Origin of the sequence: Streptomyces sp. NRRL B-1347, assembly GCF_000720325.1 — a bacterium.
In the GTDB taxonomy this organism is placed as follows: domain Bacteria; phylum Actinomycetota; class Actinomycetes; order Streptomycetales; family Streptomycetaceae; genus Streptomyces.
On the sequence record NZ_JOJM01000003.1, the window covers coordinates 19373 to 39826 of the forward strand.

Annotated in this window: 1 protein-coding gene (running past one end of the window); it reads right to left on the reverse strand. The window is 75.6% G+C overall.

Annotated elements, in window-relative coordinates:
- Positions 1–20454, reverse strand: partial view of a non-ribosomal peptide synthetase gene (locus IG74_RS50745; protein WP_030668919.1) — the 3' portion only. Its footprint extends 1680 nt past the window's final position; the window shows 20454 of its 22134 coding nt (coding positions 1681–22134); its start codon lies beyond the right edge, outside the window; it ends in the stop codon at positions 1–3.

The following is a 20454-nucleotide window of genomic DNA, read 5'->3' on the forward strand; positions in this document are numbered from 1 at the left end:
TCAGGAATCGGCCCCTTCCGTCCGGGCTCCGCGCCCGCTGCCGTCCTGACCTGCGGCGACGTCAGGAACGAGCTGCTCCAGACGGCGGCGCAGGGTCGCGTTGAAGGTGAGGGGCGCCTCGAGCATCACGAAGTGCCCGACGCCGTCGACCAGTTCCACCTCGACGCCGTAGCGGCGCGCCGCGGTCAGGTTCGTCGGCATCCAGGACGTCGAGTTGATCAGTACGAGCGGCACGTCGAAGTGCTTGGGCACGTCCTGGAGGTAGGTGAGCATCTCGCGGAACGCGGCGGACACCACGTCCGCCCCGGTCTCCTCGCGGGTGCGCGCGACCAGGGCGACGAGGTCGTCGCGCGCGCCGTCGAGGAACAGCTCCCGCGCTTCCACCGGCTGCTCGCTGAACGTCCGCACGAACCGGTCGAGCTGCTCGGCGGAGAGCGCCTTGGGCTCGAAGTTGTGCAGCGTGTCCACGCCGACCAGACCGCGGACCCGGCCGCCCAGGAGCCGCTCGGCGGCCAGCATCACGGGCCCGCCGAGGGAGTGCCCGACGAGGACCACGTCGTCGAGGCCCTCCTGCTCGACGACGGCGACGACGTCCTCGGCGAACGCCTCCACGGTCCAGCGCCGCCGGGCCCTGCCCGATCCGCCGTGCCCGGCGAGGTCGGGCGCGACCACGGTGTAGCGGTCGGCGAAGTGCTCCAGCTGCCGGTCCCAGTACGACGCGTCGCAGCCGAGGCCGTGGATGAGGACGAGGGCGGTGGAGCCGTTGCCGCGCGTCCGGTAGCGGATGCGGGTGCCGTCGGCCGAGGTGGCCGCGGGATCGGACACTGTGGCCTTTTCGTCCGGTTTGCGGGCGATGACGCCCACGTGCTCCATGTCGGGGGCGGGCGCGCCGTACGACTCCCGGTCCACGCCCACGGCGCCGAAGAACCCGGCCCGCTCCACGACGAACCCGGCAGCCTCGCACTCCCTGCGGAACACGTCGGGGTCGATCGCGTTGATCAGCGGCGGACCGCCGACGACGTGGGCCGCCTCGAAGTGCGCGGCGACGTCGTCGATGAAGCCGGGCCACGGGTCGCCCGCGCTCTTGCGCGCCTCGTAGTCGGCGGCCTTGGACGCCCAGTAGCCGAAGTACGGCGAGTCCGAGCTGAGGAAGACCTTGCCGCCGGGCGCCAGCCACTCGTACATCTTGCGCAGCGTGAGCCGGAAGTCGTCCGGGGCGAGGAAGTGCATCACGCGGCTGGCGTGCACGGCCGTGAAGCGCCCGGCCTCGAAGTCGACGTCGGGCAGCATGCCCTGGCGCAGGGAAAGCCGCTCCCGGGCCTCGTCGTTGACGCGCTGTCCGAGGATGTCCAGGTGCTTCTGCTCCATGTCGAGCGCCACCACCCGCGCCCCGCGTTCGAGCGCGGCGATGCTCGCCACGCCGTACGCGCAGCCCAGGTCCAGGGCCTCGCCGCCGCTCTCGCCCGCGTACGCGGCGAACTCCTGGGAGTACGGGATCAGCCGCTCGACCATCACGCCGGTGCGGTTCAGGGTGGCGACCATCCCGCCGAAGTCGAGGTCGGCCGCCGCCTTGAGGTCTTCCAGTACGTCGTGGTCGCGGGTGACGGGCCGTGCCTCTGCGGCCTCGGGCGCGGTGCCGGGACGGGCAGGCGCAGACGCCGTCAGGGGCGCCAGGGACACCTGCGGCTTCGCGGCAATGGGTGAGGAGTCGGTGGTGTCGATTCGGTGCGGTATGTCCGCCAAGTCCCGCAGGACGACGGGCTTGCGCGGCTCCGGGGCGGGGGCCGGGTCGGCGGGCGCCGGGACCGGCTCCGCCGCGGTCAGGCTGACCGGAGCCGGCGCCGCAGCCGTGGCCGGAGCCGGGGACTGCTGCTCGGCGCGCACCCAGTAGCGGTTCCGCGCGAACGGGTACGCGGGCAGCCGCAGCCGCGTGACGGGGCGGCCGTCGGGCCGGGTTACGGCGGTCGGGACGGTGTGGCCCGCGACGTAGCCGCGCGCGACCTCGGCGAGGGCCGCCCGTCGCGCGGCCGGGTCGAGCCCGGTGTCCCGGGCGCTGTCGGCCGCGGCCCGGAGCCGGTCGGCGTCCTGCGCCCGCTCGGTGAAGCCGCGGGGCACGACGCCCTCGAAGCACGCGTCGGCCGGGGCCGTCCGCGCGCGGCGCCAGCCGCGCCAGAGCGCGGCGGCCTCGTCGAGGGAGCTCACGACCAGGGCGCACCGGTGCCGGAAGTGGTGGCGGCCGGTGCCGAGGGTGGCGCTGAGCCGGGGCAGGTCGGCGTCCGTCAGGGCGCCGCTCGCGATCCGGTCGAGGAGGGCGTCGACGATCCCCTCCAGGGCCGTGTCCGTCTTGGCGGAGACCGGCAGGAGGTAGGCGGGCTGCGCCGGAGCCGCCGTGACCGGCCGGCCGGTGTACTCCCGTACGACCACGTGGGCGTTGGTGCCGCTCATCCCGAACGCGCTGACCGCGCCGGTGCGGTGGCCGTGGCGCGGGGCGGGCCACTCCTTCGTCGCCTTGTTGACGTAGAAGGGGCTGGCGCTCCAGTCGATGTACTCGTTGTCGCGCTCGCAGTGCAGGCTGGGCGGGATGGCGCGGTGGCGCAGCGCCTCGGTCAGACAGACCAGGCCGACCAGGCCGGAGGCGGCGAAGGTGTGGCCGACGTTGGTCTTGGTCGAGGTGAGGGCGCAGAACCCGCGCTCGTCGGTGTGCCGGGCGAAGGCCGCGCGCAGGGCGCCCACCTCGACCGGGTCGCCGAGCTTGGTGCCGGTGCCGTGGGTCACGACGTAGCCGATGTCCGCCGGGTCGATGCCGCCCCGCTCGTACACGGACTCCAGGAGCTCGCGCTGGGCGTCGCCCGAGGGCGCGGTGATGCCGTTGGTGCGGCCGTCGTAGTTGAGGCCGCTGGCCGTGATCACGCTGTGCACGGGGTCGCCCGCGGCCTCCGCGGCCGCCAGCGGGCGAAGGACCAGGGCCGTGACGGCCTCGCCGGGGACCATGCCGTCGGCGTCCTGGTCGAACGTGGCGCACCGGCCGGAGGCCGACAGCATGCCCGCGTCGTCCATGGCGGCGAGCGCCTGCGGGGTCAGGACGAAGTTCGCCGCCGCGACGACGGCGATGTCGCACTCCCCCTGGAGCAGGCTCGCGCGCGCCTGGTGCAGCGCGACCAGGCCCGAGGAGCAGGAGGTGTTGACCGCGAGGACGGGGCCCTTCAGGTCGAGGAAGTACGAAAGGCGCGCGGCGAGGACGCCGTCGTGGTTCGAGGTGAGGTTGCCGCCGGAGCCGTCGAGGAGCTGGTAGTCGCCCTGTTCCACGCCGACGAACACGCCGACCTTGCGGCCCGCCAGCTCCTGGGCGCCGAGGGCGGCGTCCTCCAGCGCCTTCCAGCACTCCTGGAGGAGGTGGCGCTGGCGCGGGTCGAGCGTGCGCGCCTCCTTGGGGGCGATCTCGAAGAAGGCGGCGTCGAATTCGTCCGCCCAGTCGATGCTGCCCATCCACCGGTAGGGCCGCGGCGCGCCCCCGTCACCGGTCGCCGGTGCGCCGAAGCGGGCGGACGGCAGTTCGCGGACGAGGTCCTTGCCGTCGGCGAGCGCGGACCAGAAGGCGTCCACGTCGCGGCAGCCGGGGAAGATGCCGCTCATGCCGATGACGGCGACGGCGTCGGCGGCGCTGTCGGTGCCGGGGTCGGCGGGGGCGGCTTCGGGGGCGGGGCGCGGGGCCGTCGGAGCCACGACGGGCTCGGCGGACTCGGGCAGCTGGACGTCCGGTTCGTCGGCCAGGTGGTCGGTCAGGCGCCGTACCGACGGGTGGTCGTACAGGACCGTCGGCTGGAGCGGCGTGCCGAGGCGTTCGGCGAGCCGGTGGGCGAGCTGGGTGAGGCGGATGGAGTCCAGGCCCAGGTCGTGGAAGCCGCTGTCGTCGTCCAGCTGGTCCGCGGGGGACTTCAGGACGTGCGCGACGACCTCGCGCACCGCGTCGGCCAGGGCGGCGCGACGCCGGTCGTGTGCCGCGGCCGGCTCCCGCGCGGGGGCCGGGTCCTGGCCGGTGGCCGCGGGGGCCGCCGGTCGCGGGCGGTGCGGTGCGGGCGCGACGGCCCGCTCGGCCAGGGCGATGGCCCGCTCGGCGGGCGCGTGCAGGACCAGGGGCGCGGCGGTGCCGGACCGCTCCGCGAGGAGCCGTTCGAGGACGGCGAGCGCGGTGTCGGCGCCGAGGGGCCGCTGGCCGCTGGCGGCCAGGTACGCGGTGACGTGGTCGTGGTCGGCCGCGCGCTGGGCGGCGGCGCCCATGCCGCCGTCCTCCCACAGCGGCCAGCCGACGGCGAGCAGCCGTCGCTCGCCGCGCTCGGCGAGGGCGCGCGCGTAGGCCGACTGGAAGCGGTTGGCGACCGCGTAGTCGCAGCTGCCGAAGTCGCCGAGGGTGGCGGAGCTGGACGAGAAGAGGCAGATGAACTCCGCGGAGCGCCCGGCGCTCGTGCGGGCGAGGGCCCGTTCGACGGCGAGCGTCCCGTCCACCTTGGCGGCGAGGACGCGCCGGGCGGCGTCGCGGGTCGCGTCCGTCACGGCGAGCCGCTGCGCGGTGCCCGCGGCGTGCACGACGCCGTCGATGGCCCGCAGCGCGGGCGGCAGGGTGCTGAGCGCCTCGACGAGGGCGTCCTCGTCGGTGACGTCGGCGCGGCGGCAGACGACGGCGCCGCCGTGCTCGCCGAGCCCCGCGGCCCAGGTCTCGTCGGCGGGGCTCAGCGGCGAGCGGCCGAGCAGGACGAGGTTCGCGCGGTAGGCGCGGGCCAGGTGCCCGGCGACGCGGCGGCCGAGGCCGCCGAAGGCGCCGGTGATCAGGTACGTGCCGCCCTCACGCAGGGCACCCGTGCGGTGCGCGGCGGCGTCGGGCAGGCTCCGCACCTCGCAGACGTGGCGCTGCCCGCCCCGGTACAGGGCGGCGGCCTTCTGCTCCTGGTGCTGCTCGGTCAGGAGCAGCTCGGCCCAGCGGCCCGCGGCCACGGCGCCCTCGTGCAGCACGACGCGCAGCGCGGTGCCGGGCAGCGGCCCGGACAGGGAGCGCTCGTAGCCGATCAGGGCGTCGAGGGCGGCCTGGCCCACGGCGTCGTCGTAGTGGCCCGCGACGAGGACGTCAGGGACGGTGTCGCCGGTGGCGGCGACGGCCCGTACGAGCACGCCGACGTCGGCGAGTTCGCGCAGCGGCGGCCTGCCGTCCGCGCGCTCGGTGGGCCACAGGTAGTGGAGGGCGTCGAGCGGGCCGTGGGCCTCGGCGACGGCGACGAGCGTCCGCGCGAGGGCGCGCTCGTCGGCGGGGTCGACGCGGTACCCCGTCAGCGCGGCCCCGGCGTCGCCGGGCGCGGGCTCCGGGGTGCCGGTGCCGGTGCCGCTGTCGGTCCTGGCGACGAAGACCAGGCGGGTGCCGGGCGCGTGCCGGAGCGTCGCGGCCCGGTAGGCGTCCTGGGCCGCGCGGTCGGACAGGAAGGCCACGACCACGCGCCGGGCGCCGGTGTCCGCGACCGCCGCGGCGTCGCGCGCCACCCAGTGCTCCGCGAACAGGCGGGGGGCCACGGAGGCGTCCTCGACCGGTGCCGGGGGCTCGGCGCGCAGCCAGAAGTGCTGCTCCTCGAAGGGGTACGCGGGCAGGCTCAGGCGGTGCGGGCGCGGCCCGTCGGCGTACAGCCGCCGCCAGTCGACGGGCTCGCCCGCCTCCCACAGGCGGGCCACCTTGTCGAGCCTGCGCTCGGCGAGCCACTGGTCGAGCAGGGCGCGCCGGTCCTCGTCGTCGAGAACGTCGAGGACGGCGGGTGCCTGCGTGTTCGGCTGCGCGCTCGGCCGCGTGTTCGGCTGCGCGCGCTCGGCGAAGTCCTCAAGGGCCGCGACGAGTTCGGCCGTGGTCCCGGCCGTGAACGCCGCCCGGCAGGGCAGGGCGGTGCGGCCCACCTGGAAGGTGAAGGCGACATCCGCCACCGGGGCCGCCTCGTCGGTGAGGTGCCGGGCCAGGTCGCGGGCGTACCGCCGCAGGGCGTCGGGCGTCCTCGCCGACAGGGGGACGAGGTGCGGCCCGGGGAGGTCCGCGCCGAGGCCGTCGCGCGGCGGGGCCTCTTCGAGGACGGCGTGGACGTTCGTGCCGCCGATGCCGAAGGAGCTGACGGCGGCGCGCAGCGGCTGGCCGTCCGCGGGCGACAGCGGGGTGAGCCGGTCCACCACGTGGAACGGGGAGTTCGCGAAGTCGATCTGCGGGTTGGGCGCCTCGTGGTTGATGGTCGGCGGCACCGTGCGGTGGCTCAGGACGAGGGCGGACTTCACGAGGCCCGCGAGGCCCGCCGCCGCGTCGAGGTGGCCCAGGTTCGCCTTCACCGAGCCGATGCCGCAGAAGCCGGTGGCGCCGGTGTGGCGCCGGAACGCCTCGGACACGGCGTTCACCTCGACGGGGTCGCCGATGACGGTGCCGGTGCCGTGGGCCTCCAGGTAGCGGACGGACTCGGCGCGCACCCCGGCGCGGTCGAGGACGGAGGCGATCAGTTCGCTCTGCCCGGTGAGGCTCGGCGCGTAGTAACCCGCCTTGCGGGCACCGTCGTTGTTCATGCCGACGCCGCGCACGAGCGCGTGGATGTGGTCGCCGTCGCGCACCGCCGCGCGGGCGTCCTTCAGGAGGACGACGACGGCTCCCTCGCCGCCGACCATGCCGCGGGCGTCCGCCGCGAAGGGCTTGCAGTGCCCGTCGGGCGACAGCGTCATGCCCTCCTCGTAGAGGTAGCCGACGGTCTCCTCGCCGTACATCGCGCAGCCGCCGACCAGGGCGTGCGTGGTCTGGCCCGACTGGATGCCCTGGCAGGCCAGGGCGAGGCCGGCGAGCGCCGACGAGCAGTTGCTGTGCACGAACAGGCTCGGTCCGCGCAGGCCGAGCCGGTGCGACACGGTCGTCGGCACGGTGCCGGGCTGCGCCTGGAGGAAGCCGACGAGGGCCTCCGAGTCGCGGCGGGCGCCGGGGCCGGTGACGGGCGCCTGGTAGAGGGAGTTGGCGGTGGACATGTACACCGCCGCGTCGGCGATGTCGGCGGGCAGGTACGCGGCGTCCTCGACGGCCTTCCAGGCGTGCTGGAGCAGCTGGCGGGCCTGCGGGTCCATGAGTTCGGCGTCGCGCGCCGAGACCTGGAAGAAGGCGTGGTCGAACAGGCCCTTGCCGCGCATGCTCGCGCGGACCGGCACGTGCGCCGGGTCCTGGACCAGGCCTTCGTCGACGCCGATGCGGCGCAGCTCGTCAGGGGTGCACAGCTCCACGCTCTCCGTGCCCGCGACGAGGTTGCGCCAGAACGCGCGGTGGTCGTCGGCGCCGGGGAGCCCGACGGAGACGCCGATGACGGCGACGGCGCCGTCGAGCCGGCCGGACGGCTCCGGCGCGGCCGGGGCCGTGGCACGGGGCGCGCCATCGGCCGACGGGGTGTCGGCGGCCGGGGCCGCGTCGTCGCCCGGCCGGTGCGCCGCGCCGAGGTCCGCGCGCAGCCGGGCTGCCGTACCGGCCGCGTCGACGCAGCCGAAGACGTCCGCCGAGGTGAAGCGCACGCCGAAGCGCTCGGCGACGCGGTCGGCGAGCACCACCGCGAGGACGGAGTTGCCGCCCGCGTCCAGGAAGGCGTCCGTGGGGCGGAGCCCGGCGACGCCGAGCACGTCCCGCCACACGGCGAGCACGTCGCTGTCGCGGACGGTGCCGACGGCGGTCGGCGGAGCCGGGCTCCGCTCCGGGGCGGGCGCGTCCGGCAGCGTGATCGGCCGGCGGGCCAGGGCGAGCCGGTCCACCTTGCCGTTCGGGGTCTGCGGCAGCGCGTCGACCGGCAGGACGAACGCGGGCACCATGTACGCGGGCAGGGCCCGGCGCAGGTGCTCGGTCAGCTCGCGCGCGGTGGCGTTGCCGCCGGTCCAGTAGGCGACGAGCTGGGTGGCGCCCGTCGCGGGCTCGGCCCTGGTGACGACGGCGCACTCGCGCACGGCGGGGTGCCGGGTGAGGGCGTGCTCGATCTCGCCCGGCTCGACGCGGAAGCCGCGCACCTTCACCTGGGAGTCGATCCGTCCCAGGCACTCGATGGCGCCGTCCGCGCGGCGCCGTGCCAGGTCGCCCGTGCGGTACAGCCTGCCGCCCGGCGTGAAGGGGTCGGCGGGGAACCGCTCGGCGGTGAGCTCGGGCTTGTTGAGGTAGCCGAGCGCGAGCCCGTCGCCCGCGATGCACAGCTCGCCGGGCACGCCGACCGGGGCCGTGGCGCCGCGCTTGTCGAGGATGTGGATCCGGGTGTTGTCGATGGGGCGCCCGATGGTGACGCGGCGGCCCGCCTCCACCCGGGCGACCGTGGACCACACGGTGGTCTCGGTGGGCCCGAACAGGTTCCACACCTCGCCGCCCAGGGCGGTGAGGCGCTCCGCGAGGGACTCGGACAGTGCCTCGCCGCCGCACAGCACGCGCAGGCCTTCGGCGTTGGTCCAGCCCGCGTGCAGCAGCATCGTCCAGGTGGCGGGGGTCGCCTGCATCACGGTGGGCCGCACCCGCGCGACGAGCGCGGCGAGCCGGTCGCCGGAGCGCGCGGTCTCCGGGTCGCTGAGGTGGCACTCGGCGCCGGTGACGAGCGGCAGATAGAGCTCCAGGGCGGCGATGTCGAAGCTGTGCGTCGTCACCGCGAGGACGCGGTCGGCCGCGCCGAGGCCCGGCCGCTTCGCCATCGCGCACAGGAAGTTGGTGAGCGCGCGGTGGGGCACCACGACGCCCTTCGGCAGGCCCGTGCTGCCGGAGGTGTAGATGACGTAGGCCGGGTCCTGCGCGCCGGGCGCGGCGCCGCTCGGCTCCGCGGCCGCCGGGTCGGCGTCCGGGTCGTCGAGCACGAGCAGGCGCCGACCGGCCGGAACCGCCAGGTCCGCGAGGCGTCCGCGCAGCGCGGTGTGGCTGAGCAGGACGGCGGGCCCTGCGTCGTCGAGGATGTGGGCGATCCGGTCGCGCGGGTAGTCCGGGTCGAGGGGGATGTAGGCGCCCCCGGCGCGCAGGGTGGCGAGCAGCGCGACGACGAGGTCGACGGAGCGCTCCAGGTGGACGGCGACGAGACGGCCCGGTCCCACGCCGGTTCGGCGCAGGCGCGCGGCCAGCTCCCGGGTGCGCTCGTCCAGTCGCGCGTACGTCACGGACTCGGTGCCCGCCACGAGCGCGATCGCGTCGGGGGTGCGGGCCGCCTGCTCGGCGAACAGCTCGTGGACGTGCTTGTCCGGCTGGGTGACGGCGGTGTCGTTCCACTCCACGGTGAGGGTGTGCAGCTCCTGCGGCGAGGCCGCCGAACAGTCGTCGAGCCGCCGGAACGGGTCCGTGGCCGGGGCCGACTCCAGGAGGTGGGCGTACTGGCGCAGCAGCCGGTCCACCGTCGCGGCGTCGAACAGGGCGGGGTCGTACTTCGCCTTGACGGTGTACGCGTCCTCGGCGGCGTGCGGCGCGATGACCTCGACGACGAGTTCGTACTCGCCCTCCTGGTGGACGCCCTCGACGTAGCGGACGCCGGGGGCTCCCGCGGTGACGTCCTCGTGCCAGTCCTGGTACATGAAGGCGTGGCGGAACACCGGCGCGGAGCCGTCGGCCGTGCCCAGGCCGAGCTCGCGGACCAGCGGGCCGAACGGGTAGGCGTGCGCGAGGGCGTCCAGCAGCGTGCCCTGGACGTCCGCACACAGCTCGGCGAACGTGCCGCGCCCCGACATCCGGGTCCGGACCGGCACCATGGTGACGAAGTGGCCGACGGTGCCGTCGAAGCGGGCGCCGGGCCGGGTGCTGACCGGCATGCCGACGACGACGTCGTCCTGCTGGGCGTACTGCCGCAGCAGGACCTGGTGCGCGGCCAGGAACACGGCGGACGGGTAGACGCCCCGCTCGCGGGCGAACCGGGCGACGCGGTCGCCGAGGTCCACCGGGAGCCGCAGGACCTCGGTGGCGCCGTGCCGCCCCTGGTCGGGCGCGGAGCGCGGCCGGTCCGTGGGGAAGGCGGGGACGGGCGGCAGCGCGGCCAGCTGCTCGCGCCAGAAGGCGAGCCGGTCCGCGCCCTCGTCCCCGGCCAGGAGAGCGGCCTCGTCGGCGACGAACTCGGCGTACGGGGCGGCCGCGGCGGCCGGAACCGGCGCGGCGCCCGCGGCGGCGCTCCGGTAGGCGGCCAGCAGGTCCTTGACGAGCACGACGGCGGAGGCGCCGTCGAGGACGAGGTGGTGGGCGTTCAGGAGCACCCGGGCGTCCGCGCCCGGAGCGCCGTGGAAGACGCTCAGCCGGCACAGCGGGCCGTTCTCCAGGTCGAACGGCTCCCTGGCGTGCGCGCGCAGCCGTGCGCGCACCTCGTCCGGGTCCGTCGCGGTCAGCTCGTGCTCGGCGACCGCGGGCCGCGGGGCCTCGGGCCGTGCGAACACGAGCCGGTCGCCGTCGCGTCGTACGACGGCCGCAAGCAGCGGGTGGCGGGTGCGGACCCGGTCGAAGGCGGTGCGCAGGGCCGGCAGGTCGAGGCCGGACACCTGGAAGCACAGCGGCACGTTGTACACGCTCGCGTCGGGTGCGGACTTCTGGAGGCTCCACAGGCCCCGCTGCCCCTCGGACAGCGGGTGCGGCACGAACGCGTCGACCGCATCGGGGGCGTGAACCACCTGCGGGAGTACGCCGACGAGGTGGGCGGCCAGGGCGTCGACGGTGCGGTGCTCGAAGAGCGCGGCCGACGCGAAGTCCGCGTGCAGCTCGCTCCGCACCCGCCGGGAGAGCCGCACCAGGCCCATCGACGAGACGCCGAGCGCGGCGAACTCGCGGTCGGTGGCGACGTCGTGGGGCGCGACGCCGTCCAGCTCCTCGGCGAGCGCGGCGCGCAGCCAGGCCCGGACGTCGTGGGCGCCGTCCTCGGGGCGCGGTGCGGGGTGCGGTGCGGGGCGTGCCGCTACCGGGGTGCCGGACGCGCGCTCCCCGGCCTGGAGCCGCTCCCCCGCAGTCTCGTACCAGTACTCGCGCCGTGCGAACGGGTACGTCGGCAGGCTGACGCGGCGCGGCGGGCGCCCGGCATACAGCTCGGCCCACGCGACGCTCGCTCCGGCCAGCCAGCCGCGCGCCGCCGCGTGCGGGTCACCGGCCGCGCCGCCCACCGCCGACACCCGTGCACCGGTGCTGGTGCCGGTGCCGGATTCGGTGAGGTCGGCGTACCGGCCGGGTCCCGCGACGCCGTGTGCGCTGAACTCGGCGAGCGCTGCGGCGAGTTCGGCGGTGGAGCGGACGACGAGCGCGAGGCGCACGGGCAGTTCGTCGCGGCCGGTCTGGAGGGTGTGCGCGAGGTCGCGCAGCGGCACCGGGCGCCGCTCGCGCTCCGCCTCGCCCAGGTGCGCGGCCAGCTGCCCGGCCGCCGTGCGCAGCTGCTCGGGCGTGTGCGCCGACAGCGGGACCAGGCAGGTCTCGTCGGCCGTCGCATCGGCGGTGCGGGCCTCGTCGTCGGCCATGTTCTCGTATCCCTCGATGATCAGGTGTGCGTTCGAGCCGCCCGCGCCGAAGCAGGAGATGCCCGCGCGCCGCGGCAGGGGGCGCCCGTCGGCGTCGACCGGGTTCCAGGGGGCGAGCTCGCGCTGGACGTGGAACGGCGACTGCTTGAAGACGATGCCGGTGTTGAGGTCCTCGGCGTTGATCGAGGGCGCGAGCGCGCGGTGGCGCAGCTGCATCAGGACCTTGGTGAGGCCCGCGATGCCCGAGGCGCTCTCGCAGTGGCCCAGGTTGGACTTGAGCGAGCCGACCGCGCAGTACTGCCCCGGGCGGTCACCGGCGAAGGCGCGGCTGAGCGCGGAGATCTCCAGGGAGTCGCCGAGGGGCGTCGCCGTGCCGTGGGCCTCCACGTAGCTGATCGTGTCCGGCGTGACCCCGGCCCTGGCCAGGGCGTGGGTGACGACGTCGCGCTGCGCGTCCAGGCTCGGCATGCTGTAACGGCTGGTGCGGCCGCCGGAGTTGACGGCACTTCCCTTGATCACGCCGTAGACGTGGTCGCCCGCGGCCAGCGCGTCGCGCAGCGGGCGCAGCACCACGGCGCCGACACCCTCCGCCGCGAGGAAGCCGTCCGCGTGCTCGGAGAAGGGGCGGCACCGCTCCCCTGACGACAGCAGGCCGTGCTCCTGGAGCACGTCGAAGTGGTCCGTGCCGAGGAGCAGGTTGACGCCGCCCGCCACCGCGCAGGCGCTGTCCCCGGAGAGCAGGCTCTGCACGGCCAGGTGCAGGGCCGTGAGCGACCCGGAGCAGGCCGTGTCGACGGCCACGCTCGGGCCCTGGAAGTCGAAGAGGTAGGAGGTGCGGTTGGCGATGGACGAGTAGGCCGTGCGCCCGTTGTACGTGGCGTTCATGACGCCCACGAACACGCCGACGCGGCCGTGTCCGGCGAGGGCCGCGGGCGTGTAGCCCGCGTCCTGCACGGCTCCGTGCGCGGTCTCGATGAACAGCCGCTCCTGCGGGTCCATGGCCGCGGCCTCGCGCTCGTCGATGCCGAAGTACGCGGCGTCGAAGGAGGCCACGTCGTCGAGGAAGCCGCCCCAGGGGCGCTCCCGGTCCTGCCAGTCGCACCACCAGCGGTCGGCCGGGTAGGGCGCGGTCGCACTCTCGCCGCGGGCCAGGTTCTCCCACAGGCGGGCGGGGCTCTCGGCGCCCGGGTAGCGCCCGGCGAGGCCCACGACGGCGATGTCGCCGGAGTGCGGCTCGGGCCGGGGCCGGACCTCGGGAGCCGGGGCGGGGGCGGGGGCGGGCTCGACCGCAGCGGTCAGAGGTGCCGGACGGGTGGCTTCCGTCGGCGGTGCCGCGGGGGTCGCCGTGCCCAGGACCTCGGCCAGCCGCGCCGCGTGCGTCGTCGCGAAGTACGCGGCCACGTCCCGGACCGTCGAGTGGTCGAAGAACAGCGTGCTGCCGAGGTCCTCGAAGTCGCGGCCGAGGGTGTTGTTCAGCTGGACGACGAGGATGGAGTCGAGGCCGAGGTCGAAGAGGTCGGCGTCCGCGTCGAGCCGCTCCGGGTCGAGCTTCAGCGTCTCGGCGACGAGGCCGGTGAGGTACGCGACGGCCCTCTCGGCGAGGGACGCGTCGGAGGCCCGGGCGGCGTCGGCCTGCGGGCTGCGGGCGTCCGCCCGGTCGAGGCCGAAGAGCGTCCGCAGCTCCGGGCGCCGCCGCTCCACGAAGTGGTCCACGAGCTCGTCCAGGGTGCGCAGTTCGAAGAACAGGGTGCTGCTGACGTCCTCGAAGTCCCGGGCCACGGCGCTGTTCATGCCGGACACGAGGATGGAGTCGAGGCCGTAGTCGTGCAGGTCCTTGGCCGGGTCGAGCTCCCCGTCCGCCAGGTGCAGGGCCTCGCGCAGCAGCCGCTCGAAGTAGTCGGCGGTACGCGCGCGCAGCTCGCCCTCGTCGTCCGCGCCGGGCGCCGCCGCGACGGGCTCGTACGCGGGGGCGGTGGTGCGGGGCGCGGCCTGGTCCTGAGCGGCGCTCGGGCCGTCCGGCGTGCGGTACCGTCCGTCGCTCTCCGCGACGAGCAGCATCTGCCCGAGCGCGTGGGCCTCGGTGTCCGGCTGGGCACCGGTGCGGAACCCTTCGTCCTCCAGGACCTCGCGCCAGCTCTCGGCGGAGAGCACCGGGCTGCCGGGGATGCGCAGGGCGGCGTCCCGGTACAGCCACCAGCCGTCCACGAGGCCGAACGTGACGTGGGCGAGCAGGGTGTTGCGGCTCATCTCGTTGAGCAGGAGCAGGCCGCCCTCCCGCAGGGTCGCCTTGACGTTGCGCAGGGTGCGGGAGATGTCGGCGGTGGCGTGCAGGACGTTGGTGGCCACGACGACGTCGAAGCCGCCGAGGTCGACGCCCTGCGGCCCGGGCGCGTGCTCGGCGTTGAATATGCCGGTGGTCACGTGCGGGTAGCGGGGCTTGAGGCGTTCCTCGGCGCGGAACAGGAAGGCCTTGGACAGGTCGGTGTAGTGGTACTCGGCGATGCGGTCGCCGAACGGTTCGAGGGCCTCCAGGACCTTGACGCTGGTCGCGCCGGTCCCCGCGCCGACCTCCAGGACGCGCAGCCGCCGGCCCGGCTCGGCCGTGCCCCAGGCGCGCACGGCGTCGGCGAGGAGCACGCTGAGCCGGTCGTTGAAGTAGTCGACGACCGGGTCGCCCCGGTAGACGCCCTCGACGCGGGACAGCGAGGAGCCGGGGAAGAGGATCTCGGTGCCCTGGCGGACGCCGGTGAGGACGTCCGGCAGGGCCTGGAGGCAGGACTCGACCAGGTCGACCTGCGCGCGCTGGTTGGCGCCTGTCTGCCAGCCGTCGCGCTCGGCCCGCCACTGGCGCCACAGGGCGGCGGCGTCCAGGTCCAGGGCGGCGAGGGCGGGGCCGGCCTCGGCGAACAGCCGGTGGCTCTCCTCCAGCCAGCGCGCGTACCGGGGCAGGACGCCGTGCCCGGCCCCGTCCGGGCGCGCGGCGCCGAGGTCGCGGAGGGTCACGTACAGCAGGTTCAGGGTGAGTTCGCGCATGCGCGGGTGCGGCAGGAAGCGGCGCAGCCGCTCCACCTCGCCGTGCGGCGCGCGGTGCGCGGACACGACGGCGTCGCGCACGGAGGGCAGCGCGCGGCGGTGGCGGCCCTGGTGTTCGTCCAGGGCGAGGCCGCGCAGCGCCTCGTCGCCGAAGGTGCGCATCAGGGCGACCTGGCCGTGCTCGCCCGCGAGGAAGGACTCCAGGGCGGTGAACGCCTCGTCGGGGTCGAGCGAGTCGACTCCGGCGGCGGCCATCCGCTCGCGGTAGAAGGAGTCGCTGACGACACCGGCCACGCCCCAGTACCCCCAGTTGACCGCCTTGGCGACGGTGGTGCCGCGCCGGTTCAGGGCGTGCGCGAGGGCGTCCTTGAAGGTGCATCCGGCGGCGTAGTTGGCCTGTCCGGGGGCCCGGACGAAGCTCTCGACCGAGGAGAAGAACAGCAGGAAGTCCAGCGGCTCGGCCCCGAACACGTCGGCGACGCGGACGCCGACGTCGGCCTTCGCGGCGAGGGCGGCGCGGAACCGGTCCTCGTCCATGTGCGCGAGGGTCTTGTCGGCGAGGACGATCGCGGAGTGCACGACGCCGTCGACGCGCGGGTGGTCCCGCTTGATCCGCGCGTGCGCGGCCCGCAGGCTCTCGTCGTCGCGCGCGTCGGCCTGAACGTACGAGGGGGCCGCCGCGCCCGCGGCGCGGGCCCGCTCGGCGAGGTCGGCGAGGCGCCGCTCCACCCCGTCGGCCAGGGGGCGCCGCCCGATCCACACGATCGTCGCGCGGTAGCGGTCGACCATGTACCGGCTCCACAGCTCGCCGATGCCGCCCGCGCCGCCGATGACGACGTAGACGCCGCCGTGCCGGTAGGTGCCGGTGGCCGGTTCCAGGGCGGTGGTGGGCAGCAGTTCGTGGGAGAACCAGCGGCCGCCGCGCAGGGCCACCGTGGTGCCGGGGCGCACCCCGGTGAGGCGTCGCTCCTCGCCGAGGCGGTCGCCGACGAGGTCGCCGGAGTCCGGGTGCGGCAGGTCGACGAGGTCGATCGTCCAGCGCGTGTGCTCCTGGGCGAGGCTGCCCGCCAGGCCGTGGACGCTCGCGTGCGTGGCCGCGACCGGGTCGGGTTCGCGGACGGCCTGGGTGCCGAACGTGTAGAGGGACCAGGCGAGGTCGCGCGTGCCGTGGCCGAGGGCGAGTAGAGCCTTGACGACGCGGAAGACCTGGACCGCGCCGCGCTCCTGGCCCCGGACCATGCCGTCGGGGGTCTCGGCGGGGGCGACCCAGACGATCCGGGCGATCCGCCCGCCGGTGGCCGCGCAGGCGGTGCGGATCAGCCCCGCGATGTCGTCGGCGGACGCGCCATCAGGCAGGTCGACGCGCTGGTGGCCCGGGTGGAGCACCGCCAGTTCGGCGTGCAGCCTGCGGTCGGCGTCCAGGACGAGCACGGCGCCCCGAGGGCTCTGCGGGGCCGGGGCCTCGGCGGGGTGCCGGGGCTCCCACACCGGAAGCAGCGTGCGCAGCCGGGAGGCGCGAGTCGCCTCCGGGCGGCGCTCGGACTCCCGGCTCTCGGGCTCCCGGCGGTCGGGCGTGGCCAGGGCGCGGTAGGCGAGGCCGCGCAGCGTGGCGCAGACCTGCCCCGCCGGGTCGAGGAGGTCGATGTCGAGGACGCGTTCCGCCGCGGCGGAACGGTTCGCCGCCGGGCGCACCCAGGCGTACATCGTCTCGCCGAACGGCGCGTGCGCGTCGAGCCGGTCGAGCGCGAACGGCACCCGCGTCGTCCCGTCCGCGACCGTCCCGGCCGCGGCGGAGTCGAAGGCCGGGTCCAGGCCGAGCGAAGCGTGCACGGCGGCGTCGAGGAAGCTGGGGTGGAGCGCGTACGCGTCCGCCGTGGCGCGCAGGTGCGCGGGCAGCCGCAGTTCGGCGAGCACCTCGCGGCGCCCGTCGCGCTCGCCCCGATGCAGCACGTGCACGAGGCGGAAGCCGGGGCCGTAGGCGACGCCCGCGCGGGCGATGTGCGCGTACACGTCCTCGCCCGCGAGGGGCCGCAGGCGCAGCCGGTCGCGCAGGTCCGCGAGGTCGACGCGGGGCGGCGGCGCGGCCGCGTCGATGGTGGCGCGGCCCTGGACGCACAGCTGGTCGCCGTCCGTCAGGAGGGCGAAGCCCAGCGGCCCGGAGGGGGCCGTCTCGTCGCGGGTGAGGGTGAACTCCACCTGCCTGCCGCCGTCGTCCACGACGACGGGGCGCGCCCACGTCACGTTCTTCAGGACGGTGCGCCGCCCGGCCGTCTCCGGCAGGGCCTGCCGCACGGCCGTGCAGGCCATCTCCAGGCTCGCGACGGCGGGCAGCAGCTTCTTGCCGTCGACGACGTGGTCGTGCAGGACGAACTCGGCGCCGGAGAAGGACGAGCGGTAGCGCTGTCCGTCGAGCCGCGACACGTTCTCGTGCAGCAGCGGGTGCGCGAGCGGCGTGCCGGGGGCCGCGTCCGGGCGGGGCGCGGCGGTGGCGGGCCGCGGCGCGCGGACCGGGTACGGGTGGACCACCGGCGCGAAGGCGTATCCGGGCAGGCTCACGCGGTGGGCGGGCCGCTGCCCGGCGAGCGGGCTCCAGTCGGCCTCGGCGCCGCGCGCCCAGGCCTTCGCGGCCTTCTTCAGCTTGCCGTCGGCGAGCCTGCGGGCGAGCTGCGCGGTGTGCTTGCGGGTGGCGTCGGCGTCGGCCGTGGCGCAGCCCGCCGCAGGGCCTGTGAAGCGGCGCGCGGTGTCGTCGCCTTCCGGGTCCCGTACGAACGCGTCCAGTTCGGCGGCCAGCCGGTCCAGGTCGCGCACGACGAACGCCACGCGGTGGGCCAGGGCGACCCGGCCGGTGCGCAGCGTGTGCGCGACGTCGTCCAGGCGCAGCGCGGCGGCGCGCGGCCCGGTCAGGTGCCGGCGCAGCTCGGCGGCCGCGCGCACGAGGTCGTCGCGGGTGCGGGCGGACAGCGGCACCAGCTGCGGGGCGCCCTCGTCGTCGGCGCGTGCCGGGGCGGCGGGGACGTACTCCTCGAAGACGGCGTGGGCGTTGGTGCCGCCCAGGCCGATGGAGCTCTGCGCCGCGCGGCGCGGCCCGCCGTCCGCGGGCCAGTCGCGCAGCCGGTCCACGACGTGGAACGGCGAGGTGTCCAGGCGCAGTTGGGGGTTGGGCTCGCGGTAGTGGAGCGTGGGCGGGAGCTGCCCGTGGTAGAGGCTCAGGAGCACCTTGACGGCACCGGCGAGTCCGGCCGCGGTGTCGAGGTGGCCGAGGTTGGTCTTCACCGAGCCGATGCCGCAGTAGCCGGTGTCGTCGGTGAACGCGCGGTACGCCTCGGTGAGCGCGGCGACCTCCACGGGGTCGCCGAGCTTCGTGCCGGTGCCGTGCGCCTCGACGTAGCCGATGGTGCGCGGGTCGACGCCGGTGCGGTCGAGGACCTGCCGGATCAGCCGGGACTGGCCGTTGACGCTGGGGCTGTAGAAGCCGGTGGCGTCGCCGCCGTCGTTGTTGACGGCGATGCCGCGCAGCAGTCCGTAGATGTGGTCGCCGTCGGCGACGGCGTCGGCAGCGCGGCGGATCAGCAGGGCCACGACGCCCTCGCCGCCCGCCATGCCGTCGGCGTCCGCGTCGAAGGCCTTGACGCGGCCGTCGCCGGAGAGGTTGAGGCCCGCCTTGTGGACGTAGCCGAGCCCGTCGACGCTGTTCGCGGAGGCCCCCGCCACCAGGGCGAAGTCCGTCTCGCCGGTCTGCACGGCGCGGGCCGCGAGGGCGAGGGCGCTCAGCGAGGACGAGCAGTTGGAGTGCACGGACATGCTCGGGCCGCCGAAGCCGAGCTGGTAGGAGACCATGGAGGCGACGGTGCCGCTCTGGCTCATCACCCACGACAGGTACTGCCGCGGGTCCTCGATGACCGCGGCGGGCGTCTCGGCGGTGTCGTCCGGGGCGCCGTAGTGGTGGTTGCCGGTGGAGACGTACACCCCGGTGTTGGGGATCTCCCGGTGGTCGCGGCCCGCGTCCTCGACGGCCTTCCAGGCGTGCAGCAGGACCTGGCGGAACTGCGGGTCCATCAGCTCGACGTGCTGGGGCGAGAGCCGGAAGAACGCGCCGTCGAACTCGTCCTTGCCGTCGAGCCCCGAGCGCAGCGGCACGAAGTCCGGGTCGCGCAGGACGCGTTCGGGCACGCCCGCAGCGCGCAGCTCCGCCTCGCTCCAGCGCCCTGCGGAGGCGTGGCCGCGCTTGAGGTTCTCCCAGAACTCCCAGTGGTCGCGGGCGTCGGGGAAGCGGCAGGAGATGCCGACGACGGCGACGGCGTCGTCGGGCAGGGACACGCGCTCCGGCTCCGGCTCCGGAGCCTGCGTCTGCGTCTGCGTGGGAGCGGGCGCGACGGGCTCCGGCGCCTCCTGGGCCGCCTCCGCCTGGTCCGGCACCTGCTCCCGCACGTACGCGGCGACAGCGGCCGGGGTGGCGTACTTGAACAGGTCGGCCGCCGCGAACGACACCCCGAGCCGGCGGCCGATCAGGTCCGCGAGCACCACGGCCGACAGCGAGTTGCCGCCGGACTCGAAGAAGGAGACGGACGGGGTGAGGTCCCGCACCTTCAGGACCTCCTGCCAGCAGGCGAGGACCTCGCGCTCCACGTCACGGGAGGGCCGCGCGGCCCGCTGGGGGCGGGCAGCCGGGGCGGGCGCGGCGGCGGACACCTCGCGCCCCATCAGGGCGGTGCGGTCCACCTTGCCGCTGCCCGTCAGCGGAACGGCGTCGAGCGGGACGTAGAAGTCCGGAACCATGTACGCGGGCAGCAGCGCGCGCAGGTGTTCCTTGAAGGCGTCGGGGCGGGCGCCCGCGCCGCCCGGCACGTAGTAGGCGACGAGCTGCTTGGCGCCGTCCTCGCCGCGCGCGACGACGACGCACTCGGCGACGTCCTGGTGGCGGCCCAAGTGGTACTCGATGTCGCCCAGTTCGATGCGGTAGCCGCGGATCTTCACCTGGAAGTCCTTCCGGCCCAGGTAGTCGATCTCGCCGTCCTCGGTCCAGCGGGCCAGGTCCCCGGTGCGGTAGAGCTTGCCGCCGGGCACCAGGTCGTGGTCGACGAACTTCTCCGCGGTGAGGTCGGGCCGGTTGACGTAGCCCTTCGCCAGGCCCTTGCCCGCGATGCACAGTTCGCCGGTCTCTCCGTGGGGCACCGGGCGCAGGTGCTCGTCGAGGATGTGGACCCGGGTGTGGGCGACCGGCCTGCCGATGGTGGTCGGCCGGTCGTGGCGGACGAGGCCGCCGGTGGAGTACACGGTCGTCTCGGTCGGCCCGTACAGGTTCCAGGCCTCGGTGCCGGTGTCGCGGAAGAACTCCTTGAGCGTGCGGGGCAGCGCCTCGCCGCCGCAGAAGATCCGCACGCCCTCGGGGTTGCGCCAGCCCGAGTGGAACAGCATGCTCCACGTCGCCGGGGTCGCCTGCATCACCGTGGGCCGCACCCGGGCGATGCGCTCCTTGAGCCGGTCCACGTCCTTGATGGCCGGGCTGTCGCAGACATAGACGCGGGCCCCGCACACCAGCGGCAGCAGCAGTTCGACCTGCGCCATGTCGAAGCTGACGGTGGTGACGGCGAAGAGGGTGTCCGTCGCGTCCATGCCGGGCTCGCGGCGCAGCGAGCCGAGCAGGTTGGTGAAGCCCCGGTGCGGGATCATCACGCCCTTGGGGCGGCCGGTGCTGCCCGACGTGTAGATGACGTACGCCAGGTCGTCGGCGGTCACGGGCACGGCGGCGGGCTGCCCCGGGGCGAGGGCGGCCGCGAGCGCGTCCCGCTCCTCGTCGAGCACGAACAGCGCGGGCGCGGCGGCCCCCCGGCCCTCGGCGAGGCCGCGGGCGCGGGCCTCGTGCCGGGTCTGGGTCACGATCAGCGGGGTGCCGCTGTCCGTCACGATGTCCGTGAGCCGGGCGGCGGGCAGCTCCGGGTCGAGCGGGACGTACGC